At 34.0% G+C, this 14,553-nt stretch carries 15 protein-coding genes; 5 read left to right on the top strand and 10 right to left on the bottom strand.

Annotated features, from left to right (window positions below; all coding sequences use genetic code 11):
• Nucleotides 1–151 precede the first annotated feature (151 nt).
• Entirely contained in the window at nucleotides 152–1,438 is a 1,287-nt protein-coding gene (locus ACEN25_RS03070; protein ID WP_441801599.1) for a carboxypeptidase-like regulatory domain-containing protein, read from the top strand.
• Nucleotides 1,439–1,443: 5 nt separating this feature from the next.
• Here ACEN25_RS03070 and ACEN25_RS03075 read toward each other — a convergent pair whose 3' ends face one another.
• Nucleotides 1,444–3,714, bottom strand: coding sequence for a response regulator (locus ACEN25_RS03075; protein WP_441801600.1), 2,271 nt, complete (start codon nucleotides 3,712–3,714; stop codon nucleotides 1,444–1,446).
• Between the two features lie 223 nt (nucleotides 3,715–3,937).
• On the opposite strand from ACEN25_RS03075, the gene ACEN25_RS03080 reads away from it, so the two are divergent.
• Nucleotides 3,938–4,564, top strand: a complete 627-nt coding sequence (locus tag ACEN25_RS03080) for a WbqC family protein (RefSeq protein ID WP_441801601.1) — start codon at nucleotides 3,938–3,940, stop codon at nucleotides 4,562–4,564.
• Between the two features lie 5 nt (nucleotides 4,565–4,569).
• Here the strand turns inward: ACEN25_RS03080 and ACEN25_RS03085 are convergent, their stop codons facing one another.
• The 7 genes from ACEN25_RS03085 to ACEN25_RS03115 all read right to left on the bottom strand — a co-directional run bounded on the left by ACEN25_RS03085 (nucleotide 4,570) and on the right by ACEN25_RS03115 (nucleotide 10,925).
• A complete protein-coding gene (locus ACEN25_RS03085; RefSeq protein WP_441801602.1) occupies nucleotides 4,570–5,595 on the bottom strand; it encodes an endonuclease/exonuclease/phosphatase family protein in 1,026 nt (341 codons plus the stop codon).
• Nucleotides 5,595–6,485 carry a rhomboid family intramembrane serine protease gene (locus tag ACEN25_RS03090; protein ID WP_441801603.1) on the bottom strand — a complete coding sequence of 297 codons (891 nt, stop codon included), beginning with the start codon at nucleotides 6,483–6,485 and terminating at the stop codon, nucleotides 5,595–5,597. Before ACEN25_RS03090 ends, ACEN25_RS03085 begins: the two co-directional genes overlap by 1 nt.
• A 2-nt stretch (nucleotides 6,486–6,487) precedes the next feature.
• Nucleotides 6,488–7,255 carry a rhomboid family intramembrane serine protease gene (locus ACEN25_RS03095; protein ID WP_441801604.1) on the bottom strand — a complete coding sequence of 256 codons (768 nt, stop codon included), beginning with the start codon at nucleotides 7,253–7,255 and terminating at the stop codon, nucleotides 6,488–6,490.
• Between the two features lie 41 nt (nucleotides 7,256–7,296).
• Entirely contained in the window at nucleotides 7,297–9,180 is a 1,884-nt protein-coding gene (mutL, locus tag ACEN25_RS03100; RefSeq protein WP_441801605.1) for a DNA mismatch repair endonuclease MutL, read from the bottom strand.
• Between the two features lie 2 nt (nucleotides 9,181–9,182).
• A complete protein-coding gene (locus ACEN25_RS03105) occupies nucleotides 9,183–9,464 on the bottom strand; it encodes a riboflavin synthase subunit beta (RefSeq protein ID WP_441801606.1) in 282 nt (93 codons plus the stop codon).
• Nucleotides 9,465–9,656: 192 nt separating this feature from the next.
• Nucleotides 9,657–10,148, bottom strand: a complete 492-nt coding sequence (gene ribH, locus ACEN25_RS03110) for a 6,7-dimethyl-8-ribityllumazine synthase (RefSeq protein ID WP_441801607.1) — start codon at nucleotides 10,146–10,148, stop codon at nucleotides 9,657–9,659.
• 12 nt (nucleotides 10,149–10,160) lie between these two features.
• Nucleotides 10,161–10,925 carry a tetratricopeptide repeat protein gene (locus ACEN25_RS03115; protein ID WP_441801608.1) on the bottom strand — a complete coding sequence of 255 codons (765 nt, stop codon included), beginning with the start codon at nucleotides 10,923–10,925 and terminating at the stop codon, nucleotides 10,161–10,163.
• A 152-nt stretch (nucleotides 10,926–11,077) separates the two neighbouring features.
• On the opposite strand from ACEN25_RS03115, the gene recF reads away from it, so the two are divergent.
• The 3 genes from recF to ACEN25_RS03130 are packed head-to-tail and all read left to right on the top strand — an operon-like array spanning nucleotide 11,078 to nucleotide 12,872.
• Nucleotides 11,078–12,157 carry a DNA replication/repair protein RecF gene (gene recF / locus ACEN25_RS03120; RefSeq protein WP_441801609.1) on the top strand — a complete coding sequence of 360 codons (1,080 nt, stop codon included), beginning with the start codon at nucleotides 11,078–11,080 and terminating at the stop codon, nucleotides 12,155–12,157.
• On the top strand, nucleotides 12,154–12,576 hold the full coding sequence (locus ACEN25_RS03125) for a hypothetical protein (RefSeq protein ID WP_441801610.1): 423 nt from the start codon (nucleotides 12,154–12,156) through the stop codon (nucleotides 12,574–12,576). Before recF ends, ACEN25_RS03125 begins: the two co-directional genes overlap by 4 nt.
• The gene (locus ACEN25_RS03130; protein ID WP_441801611.1) at nucleotides 12,576–12,872 is read left to right on the top strand and encodes a DUF721 domain-containing protein; all 297 of its coding nucleotides are present in this window, start codon (nucleotides 12,576–12,578) and stop codon (nucleotides 12,870–12,872) included. Before ACEN25_RS03125 ends, ACEN25_RS03130 begins: the two co-directional genes overlap by 1 nt.
• 64 nt (nucleotides 12,873–12,936) lie before the next feature.
• Here the strand turns inward: ACEN25_RS03130 and ACEN25_RS03135 are convergent, their stop codons facing one another.
• Together ACEN25_RS03135 and ACEN25_RS03140 are read right to left on the bottom strand one after the other, a co-directional pair.
• The gene (locus ACEN25_RS03135) at nucleotides 12,937–13,356 is read right to left on the bottom strand and encodes a nucleoside-diphosphate kinase (RefSeq protein WP_028375195.1); all 420 of its coding nucleotides are present in this window, start codon (nucleotides 13,354–13,356) and stop codon (nucleotides 12,937–12,939) included.
• 112 nt (nucleotides 13,357–13,468) lie between these two features.
• Nucleotides 13,469–14,494 (bottom strand): alkaline phosphatase D family protein, encoded by a 1,026-nt coding sequence (locus tag ACEN25_RS03140; RefSeq protein WP_441801612.1) that lies wholly within the window; start codon nucleotides 14,492–14,494, stop codon nucleotides 13,469–13,471.
• Nucleotides 14,495–14,553: the final 59 nt, after the last annotated feature.

The following is a 14,553-nucleotide window of genomic DNA, read 5'->3' on the forward strand; positions in this document are numbered from 1 at the left end:
ACGTTAAAGCATAATAAGTGTTGCAAAATCGCAAAACAAATTTAACCTAATCCTTATAAACAGGAATCGTGCCAACATGCTTTCTAATAAAATTTGTAATGCAGAATTCTCAAAAATATCGTAAATTGTATAGAAAAAATAAAATTATACTATGAAAAAGTATTACATCTCCATTTTAAACAAGAAAGCTAACTGGTTTATTCGTTTTTCTTTAATTGTTTTATGCTGTACAGGCGTTTTAAGCGCTCAGGAATCTCAAAAGTATCTTGAATACAAAGGTACCGTAATTTCAAAAACTTCAGAAAACCCGTTGCCATTTGTTAATTTGCTTATTGAAGGTACCAACATCGCTACAGTAACTAATTCTGAAGGTAATTTTTCTTTAAAGGTAGAAGAAGCGATGCCTAATGCTAAAGTGACCTTGACGTATCCCGGTTATGAGAAGCTAATCATTATTTTAAAAGATTTAGATCAAAACAAATCTGTAATAAGTCTAAGACCGCAAGCATATGAACTTGATGAAATAAACATTTCAAGACCTAAAAATGCTCTTACCTTAGTAGAACAGGTTTTTTCGAATATTGAAAACAACTATTCAGATCAGGAGAATTTTATGACTGCCTTCTATCGGGAAACTATTAATAAGCGTAACCGCAGCGCTTCTCTAGCTGAAGCCGTAGTTACCATTCAAAAAACACCTTATACAAACGCTGGCAATGACTTAATTGCATTGTATAAAGCTCGCAAAAGCACTAATTATGATCGCCTTGATACTGTTGCCATTAAATTACAGGGAGGGCCTCTAAATGCTTTATATGCTGATTTAGTTAAATATCAAAAATATTTTATTACTAGAGAGACACTTTCAAACTATGACTTTTCTTTTGGTGAGCCTTTAGTTAATGATGGAAACATTGTTTATGTGGTTAATTTTAAACAAAAGGGCAGCATTTTAGAACCCTTATATTACGGTAAGCTCTATATCGATTCAAAAACAAGTGCTCTTACCAATGCATTATATAATTTAAATGTTGAAAACCGAAAAGCGGCTTCTGACTTGTTTGTAAAGAAAAAACCAAATCAGGTTAAAGTATATCCTACCGAAATTAGTTACCGGGTTGATTACCGAAATAAAGACGGGAAATGGTATTACAGCTACAGCAACGTACAACTTGAATTTGTAGTAAACTGGAAACGAAAACTATTTAATAGTAAATATCGCATAAATAGTGAGATGCTTATTACAGACTGGGAAACAGAGTTACAAGGTAAAGAAGGAATCAACCGAAGATCAAAATTTAAAGAAAATACCGTTTTAGCAGATGAAGTTTCTGGTTTTGCAGATCCTGAGTTTTGGGGAGCCTACAACGTAATCGAACCTGAAAAGTCTATACAACAAGCAATTGAAAAAATTCAAAAGCAAATTAAAAAAGAATAACTCATTTAGAAGCTCGCAATAAGATTGCGTATTTGTACGTGTTTAGAAATTGTCGAAGACAAATCATCTACATTATAAGGCTTGGTAACTATATCATTCATACCGCTGTTCTGAGCAGTTTTCGTAATAAAGGAAGCCTCTGCAGCGGTTAATGCTATTATAGGAATATGTTTATCAAAAATACGAATAGCCTGAGTAGTCTCGTAACCATTCATTCCTGGCATATTAATATCCATTAATATAAAATCAAAATGATGCTTTTTGGCACGCTCTAAAGCCTCTTCTCCATTTTGAGCTTCAAAAGTGATTATTTCTAAATTTTCTAATACACGTTTAGTTACCAGTCTGTTAATTTTATTATCATCTACTATTAAACAGCGAAGTCCCTTAAGACTTTTAACTTTCAATGAATTTCCAGAAATTTCGCTTGATGATGTTTTAGAAGTGCTAATTGTCTTTTCAAAATCAATACTAAACATAAATGTAGAACCTTTACCTACAGCGCTTTTTAGATAAATTTCTGAATCCATTTTTTCTAGAATTTTACGTACAATGGGCAATCCTAAGCCGGTTCCTTTTAAATCTGTAGCTGTTTCTTCGTTTTGCAACTGTTCTAATTGGCTAAACTCATCAAAGATTAATTCTTGACGCTCTTTAGGAATGCCGATACCATCATCCTGAACTTCAAAATGAATTCTGCATCTATTAGCATCAAGATCTTCACTTCGTAAACGTAAAATAATATTACCCTTAGGCGTAAATTTTAATGCATTGCCTAAGATATTGACAAGCACCTGTGATAATCTGCGGGCATCCCCTATAATATAATCGGGTACAGAAGAATCAATTACGCATTTTAATGTACAAGCTGCATTTTTTAGACTATTTTGATCAAAGCTTGAAATTAAATCTTCAGCTAATAACTTTACATTAAATCGTTTATTTATTAAACTAAATGACTCATCTTCTAATTTTGATAAATCTAAGAGGTCATTTATGATATCTAATAAATGATCTGCACTAAACTTTAAAGACCCTATCTCTTCTTTAAAAGCTTCAAATTCTTTCCGTTTTTCCAAAAGAGAAATAATACCGGTAACACCATATAAGGGAGTTCGCATCTCGTGACTTAGTGTAGAAAAGAATTTAGATTTTGCACGCTCACTTTTTTCAGCAAGATTTTTAGCTTTTAAAAGGTTTTTATTGTTGCGCTTTAAATTGTTTATAAGACCTAATCTCAATTTTTCACTATAGAATAAATAGGCTAGAAATAAACTCAATAAACCCAGTATAGATCCCAGTAATATAAATTGAATTTTTTTGCGTTGTAGATCATGATCAAGCAGCTGCTGCTTTATTTCAGCATCATTACGCTGTCTTCGCAATTCTTCGGTTTCTGCGCGTGCAAGGGCTAGTTTTAGAGTTTCTGTCTCTAAAGTTTTTTCCCTAAGCTTATAATGCTTTAAATACTGTTGTTGTACTTCAAATGCACGATCCTTATAATTTTGTTCTTTTAGGTATCGTGCATAGTTCTCATAAAATTCTAATGCTAATGAAGTCTTATTATCACGTTCAATTCGCTCATAGGCTTCAGCATAATGTTCTAAAGCTTTACTGGGTACGTGAAGACCTTTATAATAGTCACCCCAGGTCATATCGAGATATATTATAGGGTCATTATAATACTCATATGAATGATCATAACTCGCAGTAGCCTTTTTTAAGTACGGGTACATCATTACATAGTTGCCCTCTTTTCCATAAAGCTCTGCAATATTGAGCGCAGCATCTAAAAAAACACCCGTATTTAAACGCTGTTGAATTTCTAACGATTGTTTATAATACTCAAGAGCTTGCATACGTGTAGCCGGATTATCTGCTAAACTAGCTGCGAGGTTATTATAGCCCCAAGAAATTAAAGTATCATTTTTTGATTGTTTTGCAAATTCTAAAGCAGATTTTGCATACGCTAATGCAGGTATGGTGTCATTAATTTCATCATAAATTACACTCAACAAATTATAGCCGTGAAATACATAGGTATAATCATTCAACTTTTTAGCATCTATTATTAAATCTGAAAGATTTTCTATAGCAACATCATATTTCTTCTCTTCTCTAAATTCATAAATAGCATCGAGATGTTGCTCTAAATTTTGATCCTGAAGTATAGGAAAGAGGTCTCCGGCAGGTAAATACGATTTACCGTAAGTAATAGAATAGTTACCTAAAAGCAAGCTAATGCCAATAAAAAGAAATAAGTAACTAAATTTCACTTAAGTGGGGATTTGAACGCCGTAATATTACGAATAATAACCGATTAAAAACAAATATAAACTATGAAATAACAAATACTTAGATGTTAAAAAAAATTATTACCTGAATATCAATGTATTAAATTAAAATAAATATTAGTTTTATCAGTTTTTTCTTACTTATGTAATTTTGTATTTATTCACCCAAAAAGCTCAATTAAAGTATCTTTACACCTTTTACAATATGAGTAATATTATTATAAGTCCTACTTACTTTCCAGACATCATATCTTTTGCTGCTATGGTTCAGGCAGAATCAATAACATTTGAAATTTCTGAAAATTATCAAAAACAAAGTTATAGAACCAGAATGTACATTGCTACGTCTAACGGTTTACTGCTGTTAAATATTCCTATACTTCATAACAAAGGAAAAGGCAGAAAAAAAATAGAAGACACTTTAATTGAAAATAGTTTCTTATGGCAACGACAGCACTGGAGATCACTTGTAATTGCCTATAGAACCTCTCCATTTTTTGAGTTTTATGAAGATGATATTTACCCCTTATTCCATAAAGAATACAATTCTTTATTAGCCTTCAATCTGGAAACAATTAAGTGCTTAATGGGATTATTAGATTTAGATTTTAATATTTCTTATACTGAAGCGTATGATGAATCGTATGCGCATAAAATTGATTTGAGATACTTTGCAAACGGAAAAAGAAAAAATAAAATTGCAATACCCCAGTACAGACAGGTTTTTGAAGAGAAAAATGGTTTTATTCCGTATTTAACTGTTTTAGATCTCCTATTCAATCTCGGCCCCGAGGCACTCACCTATTTACAAAAACTAGATTTAAAATTGTAGCATAGTTATAGCTGCAAAACAGCCATTATAGGAAAATGATCGGAATAATTAACATTAAAATTTTCAAATGCCAATACCTCAAAGCTGGTATCGGGCAGTATAAAATCTATACGTAACGGAATAATATCAAAAATAAACGTACGCCCAAAACCACTCCCTTTTTCTTCAAAAGCATCTAATCGAGAACCCCGTATTTTATTATAGGTATAAGAAAAGGCGGTATTATTAAAATCACCGGCAACAATGGTTTTATAGCTACAACTGCGCTGATGTTCCAGAAATAAATTTGTTTGTTCTTGTTGTTTCTTAAATGCTCTGCCTAACCTGCCTACAAGTGATTTTGTATTTTCCTGTTCTAAGGCATTTAACTCTGGAGTAAGTGTTAGCGTCTGCATATGCATGTTATAAATACGTATAGTATCTTTTGCCTTAACGATATCTACAAAAATTGCATTATTAAAAGTACTGGTAAAATTTAGAGAACCCTTATTAACAATAGGATATTTAGAATAGATTTTTTGACCATAATTACGTGTACCATTCTCTCCAAAATAGGAATATGGATATCCTTTAAATTCAGGATCTCTATTTTTTGAGAATTCTTGAAACGTCATAATATCTGGTGCATTCTTCTCTATAAGTGCATTCAGCCCTTTTTTTATCTCATTTCTAGTATAGTTCTCACTGCTAAAAACATGCACATTATAACTAAAAAAACTAAGTTGATTTTCAGCTTTTACGATCTCATTAATTTTCACACCAGAACCAAAGTTAAAAAGCGATGTACCTATAAAAAGCCACCACACCAGTATTGATCCTGAAAGTAAAAATTGGCGTTTAAAAAGCACCAGCCAGTAGATTACAAATAACGCATTAATTGCTAACAGAACCGGAATGATAAGCGTAAGAACAGATACCGGTGGAAAAATTTTTGGTGGAAAATAAGGTAATGCATATCCTATTAAAAGCGCGATCGCAAAAAGACTATTTATAAAAAAAACAATCTTATTCCAAAGTCCGAGTTTTTTCATTAAGTATCCTTTCCGGCTTTAAATAAAAAGTCTTTATCTTCTTTAGATAAGCTATCGTAACCACTTTTACTTATTTTATCTAGAATGGTATCAATTCGTATTTGTTTTTCGGTTTTTGACATAGATTTTGAAACCGTTGAAGCAGTAGCGTGAGCCTTTGTATTGCGATAGACGGTTTTCATTTCAGCTTTCTTCTCACTCTTTGGCCCTGGTTTAAAAAAACCGACTACAGTATCTGCAAAACGCTCCCACCAGAGGCCTATGTCATTACCTTTACCCAGTTGCTGTGCATAGACAAATCCAAATAGAGCACCACCCACATGAGCCAGCAAACCTCCGGCATTATCAGATGAGGGAATTTGGATAAGATCTGTAAGAATTACAAAAACACCTATGTGCCAAAGCTTTACATTAAAAAAAATGATGCGCACTTCTGTATTAGGAGTATAGGTAGCTATAAAAATCATAATTGCGCGCACGGCTGCACTTGCTCCTACCAGAAAAGCAGTAGATTGAATAAGAACCGGAAACAGATTATAAGAAATAACAAAGAAAACACCCCCGGCTAAAGCCCCTAAAAGATAAACGGTAAGAAATCGTTTTTCAGTAAATAGATTCAAAACAATTTGTCCAAACCAATACAGAATAAGCATATTCCAGAAAATATGCCAGAATCCTCCGTGCAGAAAAGCATACGTTAATAAAGACCACGGCTGAATAATTAATCTACTTAAATCTGTAGGCAAGCTTAACCATTGTGTAATTATGTTTCCTGAATTTAAAATCCATTCAAGAAGCATAAAGCCTACCCAGATTAAAACATTAATTACGATAAGCTTAACGACTATTGAAGCCGTTTTAAACTCATAACTTAAGCTAGTTCGAGACATAATTAATACCAGCGTTTATCATTAAAACTGTTCTTTTTCCAATACCACATCATAATAAACCCAAATAACGCTCCTCCTATGTGTGCAAAGTTTGCAATATTCTGACCAAATAATGAAAACCCGGTTACACCAGAAAATAAATCGAGTAAAATAAGAGCTGGTATAAAAAATTTGGCTTTAATAGGAATAGGTAAGAAGATTAGGAACAATTCAGCATTGGGAAATAACATACCAAAAGCGACTAAAACACCATAAATTGCTCCTGAAGCGCCTACCGCAGAGGTTGAAAATGCCTCAATCATACCGCGTATTTTATCAGGCTCACCTATATCTGGATACGAGTACTGCCCTGTTTGCTGAATACTTGCAAAAGCTTTTTCAAGTATTTGAGATATATCTGAAGGGCTTATACCTGCATCTAGCAAGGCATTATATCCAGACTGGTAATGATAATACCCTACCAACGTATGAATTAAGGCCGCACCTAGTCCTGCTGAAAAATAGAAAAATATAAATTTAGATTTCCCCAAAGCTTGTTCTACCGGTCCTCCAAAAGCATACAACGCATACATATTGAATAATATGTGAAAAATACTGCTTTGATCGTGCATAAACATATGCGTAAGCGGCTGCCAATATTCAAAATTTGAATTTGCGGGAAACCATAACGCAAAAAGATCTAAAGCCTGAGGAAACAGAAATTTTGTTCCTAAGAAGAAGATTACATTTATTATTAAAAGGACTTTTACAGTTTCGGTGATTTTACCCATCTAATCAGGTTTGTTTTAGTAACGCTACTAAGCGTTTTTAATTATGCATTAAATTTACGATCGAGTTCATCGACAGTAAGCGTAATAAAGGTTTTTTTATAAAATGGTGATAATGTAGGTTCTGTACATGCGAAAAGCTTATTTACGAGATGTTCTCTCGATAAATCATCTAATTTTTCACCGGTTTTAACCGCCATACTCTTTGCCATACTTTTGGCCAGTACATCGGTCTGACTGAAACCTGCATCTGGTATTTCTTGTTCTACATCACTCAGTAACTGCTCTAATACTATAGAAACTTCACTTTCCTGAATACTTGCCGGGATTCCGGAAACTTCTAAAATACCTTCTTCCGGGAAATCCAATACAAAACCTGTATTTTCTAAAGATTCTTTCAACGAACTAAAAATTACTAATTCTGCGTTTGAATAATCAAGTCTAAGTGGAAACAACAATTGTTGGCTTACAGATTCTTTAACCGTAATATTCCGAAGAAATTCTTCATACAAAACCCGTTGATGTGCACGGTGTTGATCTATAACGAGCATTCCACTTTTAATGGCACTTACGACATATTTATTGTGTATCTGGTAGGTGTTTGCAGCATCCTTATCGGTCTGCTTAGTCTCACCAAAACCCCTACTCTCGTGCTCAACAAATAAAGATTCCGCCTCAGGTTCATCTTCAATTTGCAAAGAACTAAATGAGGATTCAGAATTGCGCTTATCTAGGCCGGCATACATATTTTCCCAACCCTTAGTATTGGGTTTTTCATAATTATTAGCAGTCCCAGCATAACTACGGTTAGAAGTAACGGTCTCAAAGGGATTAAAATTGCGGTCTACTTCTACTCGTGGTGCCTGTACTGCCTTATCTTTGTAGGAATAAGGCGTATCCATATTAGACTCTCTGTTAAAATCTAAAACGGGTGCAATATTAAATTGCCCTAAACTATGCTTTACAGCAGCGCGCAATAGGTTATAGATGGCATGCTCATCTTCAAATTTTACCTCAGTCTTAGTGGGGTGAATATTAATATCTATTGTTTTAGGATCTACCTGTAGATAGATAAAATAACTCGCACGGGAACGGTCTGGCAATAAACCATCAAAGGCAGCATTTACCGAATGGTTTAAATAGGGATGTTTAATAAAACGATCGTTTACAAAGAAGAACTGCTCTCCTTTCGTTTTTTTTGAAAATTCGGGTTTAATGATAAAACCGTCTATTTCTACGATTTCAGTATCTTCAACTACCGGAACAAGCTTTTCATTTGTTTTTCCGCCAAAAATTGCAACAATACGTTGGCGTTTATTGGCTTTCGGAAGATTAAAAAGTTCGTTCTCATTGTGATACATTATAAAACCTATGCCTTCATGAGCGAGTGCTACGCGCTGAAATTCGTCAATAACATGACGAAGCTCAACATTATCAGATTTTAAAAAATTGCGCCTCGCGGGAATATTATAGAATAAGTTTTTAACGGCTATTGAAGTTCCTTTTACGGTAGCACAAACCTCCTGAACTTTTAAGGTACTTCCTTCCATTTCTATGCGGGTACCTACTTCCTCATTTTCGGTTTTTGTCTTGAGTTCAACGTGAGCTACGGCAGCAATAGAAGCAAGTGCTTCACCTCTAAAACCTTTTGTGCTTAATGCAAATAGATCATCTGCAGAATTAATTTTTGAAGTCGCGTGACGTTCAAAACTAAGGCGTGCATCTGTAGTGCTCATCCCTTTACCGTCATCTATTACCTGAACCAGCGTTCTACCGGCGTCTTTAACGAGTAATTTAATTTGATTGGCACCAGCATCGATGGCATTTTCTAATAATTCTTTTACTACAGAAGCTGGCCGTTGTACGACTTCACCCGCAGCAATTTGATTTGCTACGTGATCTGGTAAAAGCTTAATGATATCAGACATTTTTAAAATTGCGTAAAGATGCTAAGATCAAAGTCTATAATAAATAAAAACAACATTACCAGAACTGCTAAAATCAATATAGTTGTTCTGTTTGCGCGTTTATCATTATTATATCTAAAGTCGTCCCAGGCCGTGGTAAACTTAGCTTTAAGACCTTTAGTTTCTAAGGTAGCCTTACGGTATTTATCAAACTTTGACTCTAGCTTAAATGGAGTTGAACTGCCTTCGTAATAACGAGGACTGTAACTGTATTTTTTGTTTTTGCGTGCTTTTAAAATTCCCATAATTTCTAAAATTCAAATTTACAATAAATGAAGTAAAGGCGATAGCCACCTGCTTCTAAATGAAAGCAAAAAGTATTCCAACAGCCGAGAAGAGATTGTAATTTTATAAACTACAATCTCTTCTTACAAATTACACAGACAGCAAATTAATACCGTAGAATGTAGAAATTAAAAGAGAATTATATATTCAGTTTAGAACGTAGCATCTTTGCGCAGTTGAGCCATTTTTATAGCAGCAACTGCAGCCTCAACACCCTTATTACCGTGTTGACCGCCACTACGATCTATAGCTTGTTGCATTGTGTTATCTGTAAGCACACAAAATATAACAGGAATATCGCTTTGTACGTTAAGATCTTTTATACCCTGAGTTACCCCGTCACAAACAAAATCAAAATGTTTTGTTTGCCCTTGTATCACACTACCTATAGCAATCACAGCGTCTAGCATATCATAGCTTTGCTGCATTTTTTTACATCCGTAAATAAGCTCAAAACTACCAGGAACATCCCAGCGTACAATATTTTCTTTGAGAACACCACAATCTAAAAAGGTATCAAAAGCACCTTGAAATAAACCCTGTGTTATATCACGATTCCATTCAGAAACAACAATCCCAAACCGAAAGTTTTTCGAATTTGGGATTGTTCCTTTATCGTAAACAGACAAGTCTGTTGTAGCCATACTTTAAATTTTTTATTCTGCCTTAGCCATACCTAAATATAAAGGTACTTCCTGAGCCGCTGCAGACTCACTATAATCTTCTTTAATTCTGTTTAAATACGTAACCGCCTCGTCATTCTTACCTAAAGATATTGCTACAGTAGCCGCTTTTAATAAGAAACGTGGAGTTGTGAAATCATTTGCTTTTAAATCTGCTGCCTTTTTGTAAAAAGAAAGCGCTTCTTCCGGTTGATCTAATTGCATAAATGCATCTCCTATAGATCCTTTTGCTAAAGGACCAAGCATCATATCATCACTATCAAAATCTTCAAGTTGATCTATTGCTTCTTGATACTTATTTGTATTTAGATATGCCATACCAGCGTAGTAATGCGCCAGATTACCGGCTTTAGTACCTGAGTAATTATCTATAATATCTAAGAAACCATATTTACCTTCACCTCCGTTAAGAGAAAGCGTAAAAAGAGAATCTTTAGCAACGCTACCCGAAACAGCCTCATTAAAATAATTCTGAGCTTGATACATCTCATTAGACGCCTCTAACTCTTTAGGTTCTTGTATAAATTTTTCATAACCTAAATAACCTAAAACAGCGATAACGATAACAGCTATCCCTACGAAAATAGGTTTTTGATTCTTTTCAACCCAGGCTTCAGTACGTGATGCTCCCTCATCTAATGATGAGAACACTTCAGCCGTTGTACTTTCTTCTTGTACAACTTCTTCTACTTCTTCCTTGGTCTTAGGTTTGTAACCCCTTTTTTGATATGTGGCCATTCTTAAACTTTTGTTGGGCGCAAAAATAAAATTTTTATTCAATATTAACAGGGTATTGTTTTGTTATTTTTCAATAATTTGCATATGAATACACTTTAATTCAATATGCTATTTATCAAGGAATTAGGGTTTAAAAAATTGGCTCGTACGCTATGATTCTTAAAGCACTTTCGCTTATTAACTATAAAAATTTTGAAACTGCGTCTTTTACACTCGACAAAAAAATTAACTGTTTTGTGGGAAATAACGGTGTGGGAAAAACAAATGTGCTCGATGCTATCTACCATTTATCCTTTGGCAAGAGCTACTTTAACCCCATTACCACTCAAAACATTAATCACGCTGCAGATTTCTTTGTAATTGATGGCAGTTATGAAAAACAAGAGCGGGAAGAGAAAGTAATCGTAAGCGCAAAGCGCGGTCAAAAAAAAGTAATTAAACGTAATGGCAAAATTTACGAGCGCTTTTCTGATCACATAGGTTTTTTACCACTTGTTATTATATCTCCCGCAGACCGTGATTTAATTATTGAAGGTAGTGAGACGCGCCGTAAGTTTATGGATGGTGTTATTGCCCAAAGCGACAGAACATATCTAGACACCTTAATTAAATACAATAAAACATTAGCACAACGCAATGCCCTTCTCAAATACTTTAATGCCAATCATACGTTTAATAAAGACACGCTAAGTATTTATAATGAGCAGATGAACAGTCTGGGAGCTATTCTTTTTGAAAAAAGAAGTGCTTTTCTGGAAGCCTTTACGCCTATTTTCAAAGAACGCTATGCAGCCATTAGCGGTGGTAAAGAAGAAGTAAAACTTAAATATAAAAGTCAATTAATAGATGCTTCCTTAGAAACTCTTTTTGAAGAAAATCTTGCAAAAGACCGTGCGCTTCAATACACAACGGTAGGCACACATCGCGATGACTTAAGTTTTAAAATTGAAGGGCATCCTATTAAAAAATTTGGCAGCCAGGGTCAGCAAAAATCGTATCTCATAGCTCTCAAACTGGCACAGTTTGATTTTATAAAATCACAAAGCAATACAACACCCATATTATTGCTAGATGATATATTTGATAAATTAGATGAAAACCGGGTAACCCAAATTATAGATCTTGTAAATGATGATAACTTTGGGCAGTTGTTTATTAGCGATACGCACGCAGATCGCACCGAAGACATTATTAAAGAAATTCACCAAACCTATAAAATTTTTAAACTTTGAAGACTTATTTAGCATCGCTTAGCCTTTTCTTTGTTCTTTTAGGCTGCGCCGAAAACAATCCTGAGGAGCAACTTAAAAATCTAAACGGATATTGGGAAATCAAACAGGTTGAAAACCCCAAGGGAAAAACCACCGACTATAAATTTAATGAGCAAGTAGATTTTATAGAATTAAAAGATACATTAGGATTTAGAACTAAGGTTTTGCCGCGTATAGATGGTACCTTTGTCACCACAGATTCTAAAGAAAATATTGTTGCTAAAATTGAGAATGATTCTTTGTATCTAAACTATACTACACCTTTTGACACCTGGTCAGAAACTGTCTTAAAAGCAGATGGCAATGAATTAAAACTTAAAAATGATCGCGGATTGATTTATACGTATCATAAATTTGAAAAAATAGATATTACAGACTAATGGCAAAACGAGACGCAGATCCTAAATCAATACGAGATGTATTGGGATCATTTGTTGAAAAAAACAATTTGCAAACCGGTATTGATAAAGTTAATGTGGCAGATGCCTGGCGCGATATAATGGGGCCAGCAATTTCAAAATACACCACCCAAATAAAACTTGATAATGATAGGTTATTTGTACAATTAAGTTCGTCTGTTTTACGCGAAGAATTAGGTTACGGGAAAGAGAAAATAATACGTAACCTCAATGAAGAATTAGGTAAGGAAGTTATTAAGTCTATTGTTTTAAGATAGCATTTAAATTAAAACAAAAAAAGAGCGGCAATTGCCGCTCTTTTTATATAAAGTCATTAACTGACTAGAATTTTTCTCTACCTGAAAAGTGAAAAGCACCTTCAATAGCTGCGTTCTCATCACTGTCACTACCGTGAACAGCATTTTCTCCCATAGAGGTAGCATATAATTTTCTAATAGTACCTTCTGCAGCATCTGCAGGGTTTGTTGCTCCTATAAGTGTTCTAAAGTCTTCAACTGCATTTTCTTTTTCTAAGATAGCAGCAACAATAGGACCTCTTGTCATAAATTCTACAAGCTCTCCAAAAAACGGACGCTCGTTATGTACTGCATAAAAAGCCTCTGCATCTGCAGTAGTCATTTGCGTCATTTTAAGCGCTACTATGCGAAAACCTGAAGCTGTAATTTTTTCTAATATTGCACCAATGTGTCCATTCTCAACGCCATCTGGCTTAATCATGGTAAACGTTCTGTTTGTTGCCATTTTGTTTTGTTTTGTTTCAATCAGCATAATTAAAGCCAATTGATTTTTTTGTTTTTAAAATCGCTGCAAAAGTAATTCTTTTAATTAGAAATTTTAGTTCCTTAATTAAGAATTAATAGTGCTGACTTAATTCACTTAAAATCTGATCATTTACTCCCATAATTTTAAAATTTATGATGTGTTTATCAAGATCAATATTAAGTAAACCATAACTGCGTACACTAATTACATCACCTACCCTATATTGATTAGGTTCTCCACTGTATGAAGAATAAGAATGCGTTAGACCGCTTGAAGTAAAATCAATTAAGGGGTAATCTATTCCTTCAATATTTTTTCTAGAAAATTCTGAAATATGCCTATCCCCGCTTAAAAGAACAACACGTTGAGCATTCGCATTTTTCACTAAATTTTCAAAACGTTCAATTTCTGAAGGAAAATTTCCCCAGGTTTCAAAGCCATGCTCGGCACTTAAAAACTGAATACTGCTCATTACCACGCAATAGTCTGATTTCTCTTCAAATTGCTTTTCTAACCAACTCCACTGCTCAGCTCCTAAAATTGTTTCGCCTTCAGTCGTATTGGGCTCATAACGTTTCCCGGCTATTTCAGAATCTGTAAGATCACTTCTAAAATAACGCGTATCAAGAATAATAATCTTAATCCATTTTCCATCTTTATAATAATTCTTAGAAGTATATACACCTTCCTGATTTCTCACATTAGCATCTTTAGGAACATTTAAAAAATCTAAAAAAAGATTTTGACTTGCATGCTTTTTATTATAGTTCGCACCACCATCATTAATCCCATAATCGTGATCATCCCAGGTTCCTAAAATCTCGGTTTTTTCGGCAAATGCTTTATAATCAGGATTTGTTTTTTGTTGCTCATACATAGCTTCCATAACCGTCATATCTTCTGTATCTGCATAAATAACATCTCCTCCCCATATGAATACATCTGCATTTTTAGAAGCTATATCGTTCCAAAATGGATTAGGTAAATCAACCCTGTTGCAAGAACCAAAGGCAATCGTAAAATCTGATGTGTAGGTAGTTTCCTGAGCGTTTGTAAAGAATGTCACTAAACCTAAACAAAAACCGATTAAAAGTCTTTTTTGAATACTTGATATCATTTTTACTAAAATTTGAAGTTCAAAATTACACGTTCCCATATTAACACTATATCATGAAA

Origin of the sequence: Leeuwenhoekiella sp. W20_SRS_FM14 (assembly GCF_052119605.1) — a bacterium.
Classification (GTDB): Bacteria; Bacteroidota; Bacteroidia; order Flavobacteriales; family Flavobacteriaceae; genus Leeuwenhoekiella.

What these genes read in the sequence shown, in the direction of transcription:
- mutL (WP_441801605.1), bottom strand. Translation starts at nt 9,180, where the DNA reads ATGTCTGATATCATTAAGCTTTTACCAGATCACGTAGCAAATCAAATT.
- ACEN25_RS03095 (WP_441801604.1), bottom strand. Translation starts at nt 7,255, where the DNA reads ATGGGTAAAATCACCGAAACTGTAAAAGTCCTTTTAATAATAAATGTA.
- recF (WP_441801609.1), top strand. Translation starts at nt 11,078, where the DNA reads ATGATTCTTAAAGCACTTTCGCTTATTAACTATAAAAATTTTGAAACT.
- ACEN25_RS03135 (WP_028375195.1), bottom strand. Translation starts at nt 13,356, where the DNA reads ATGGCAACAAACAGAACGTTTACCATGATTAAGCCAGATGGCGTTGAG.
- ACEN25_RS03090 (WP_441801603.1), bottom strand. Translation starts at nt 6,485, where the DNA reads ATGTCTCGAACTAGCTTAAGTTATGAGTTTAAAACGGCTTCAATAGTC.
- ribH (WP_441801607.1), bottom strand. Translation starts at nt 10,148, where the DNA reads ATGGCTACAACAGACTTGTCTGTTTACGATAAAGGAACAATCCCAAAT.
- ACEN25_RS03140 (WP_441801612.1), bottom strand. Translation starts at nt 14,494, where the DNA reads ATGATATCAAGTATTCAAAAAAGACTTTTAATCGGTTTTTGTTTAGGT.
- ACEN25_RS03080 (WP_441801601.1), top strand. Translation starts at nt 3,938, where the DNA reads ATGAGTAATATTATTATAAGTCCTACTTACTTTCCAGACATCATATCT.
- ACEN25_RS03105 (WP_441801606.1), bottom strand. Translation starts at nt 9,464, where the DNA reads ATGGGAATTTTAAAAGCACGCAAAAACAAAAAATACAGTTACAGTCCT.
- ACEN25_RS03085 (WP_441801602.1), bottom strand. Translation starts at nt 5,595, where the DNA reads ATGAAAAAACTCGGACTTTGGAATAAGATTGTTTTTTTTATAAATAGT.
- ACEN25_RS03070 (WP_441801599.1), top strand. Translation starts at nt 152, where the DNA reads ATGAAAAAGTATTACATCTCCATTTTAAACAAGAAAGCTAACTGGTTT.
- ACEN25_RS03115 (WP_441801608.1), bottom strand. Translation starts at nt 10,925, where the DNA reads ATGGCCACATATCAAAAAAGGGGTTACAAACCTAAGACCAAGGAAGAA.
- ACEN25_RS03130 (WP_441801611.1), top strand. Translation starts at nt 12,576, where the DNA reads ATGGCAAAACGAGACGCAGATCCTAAATCAATACGAGATGTATTGGGA.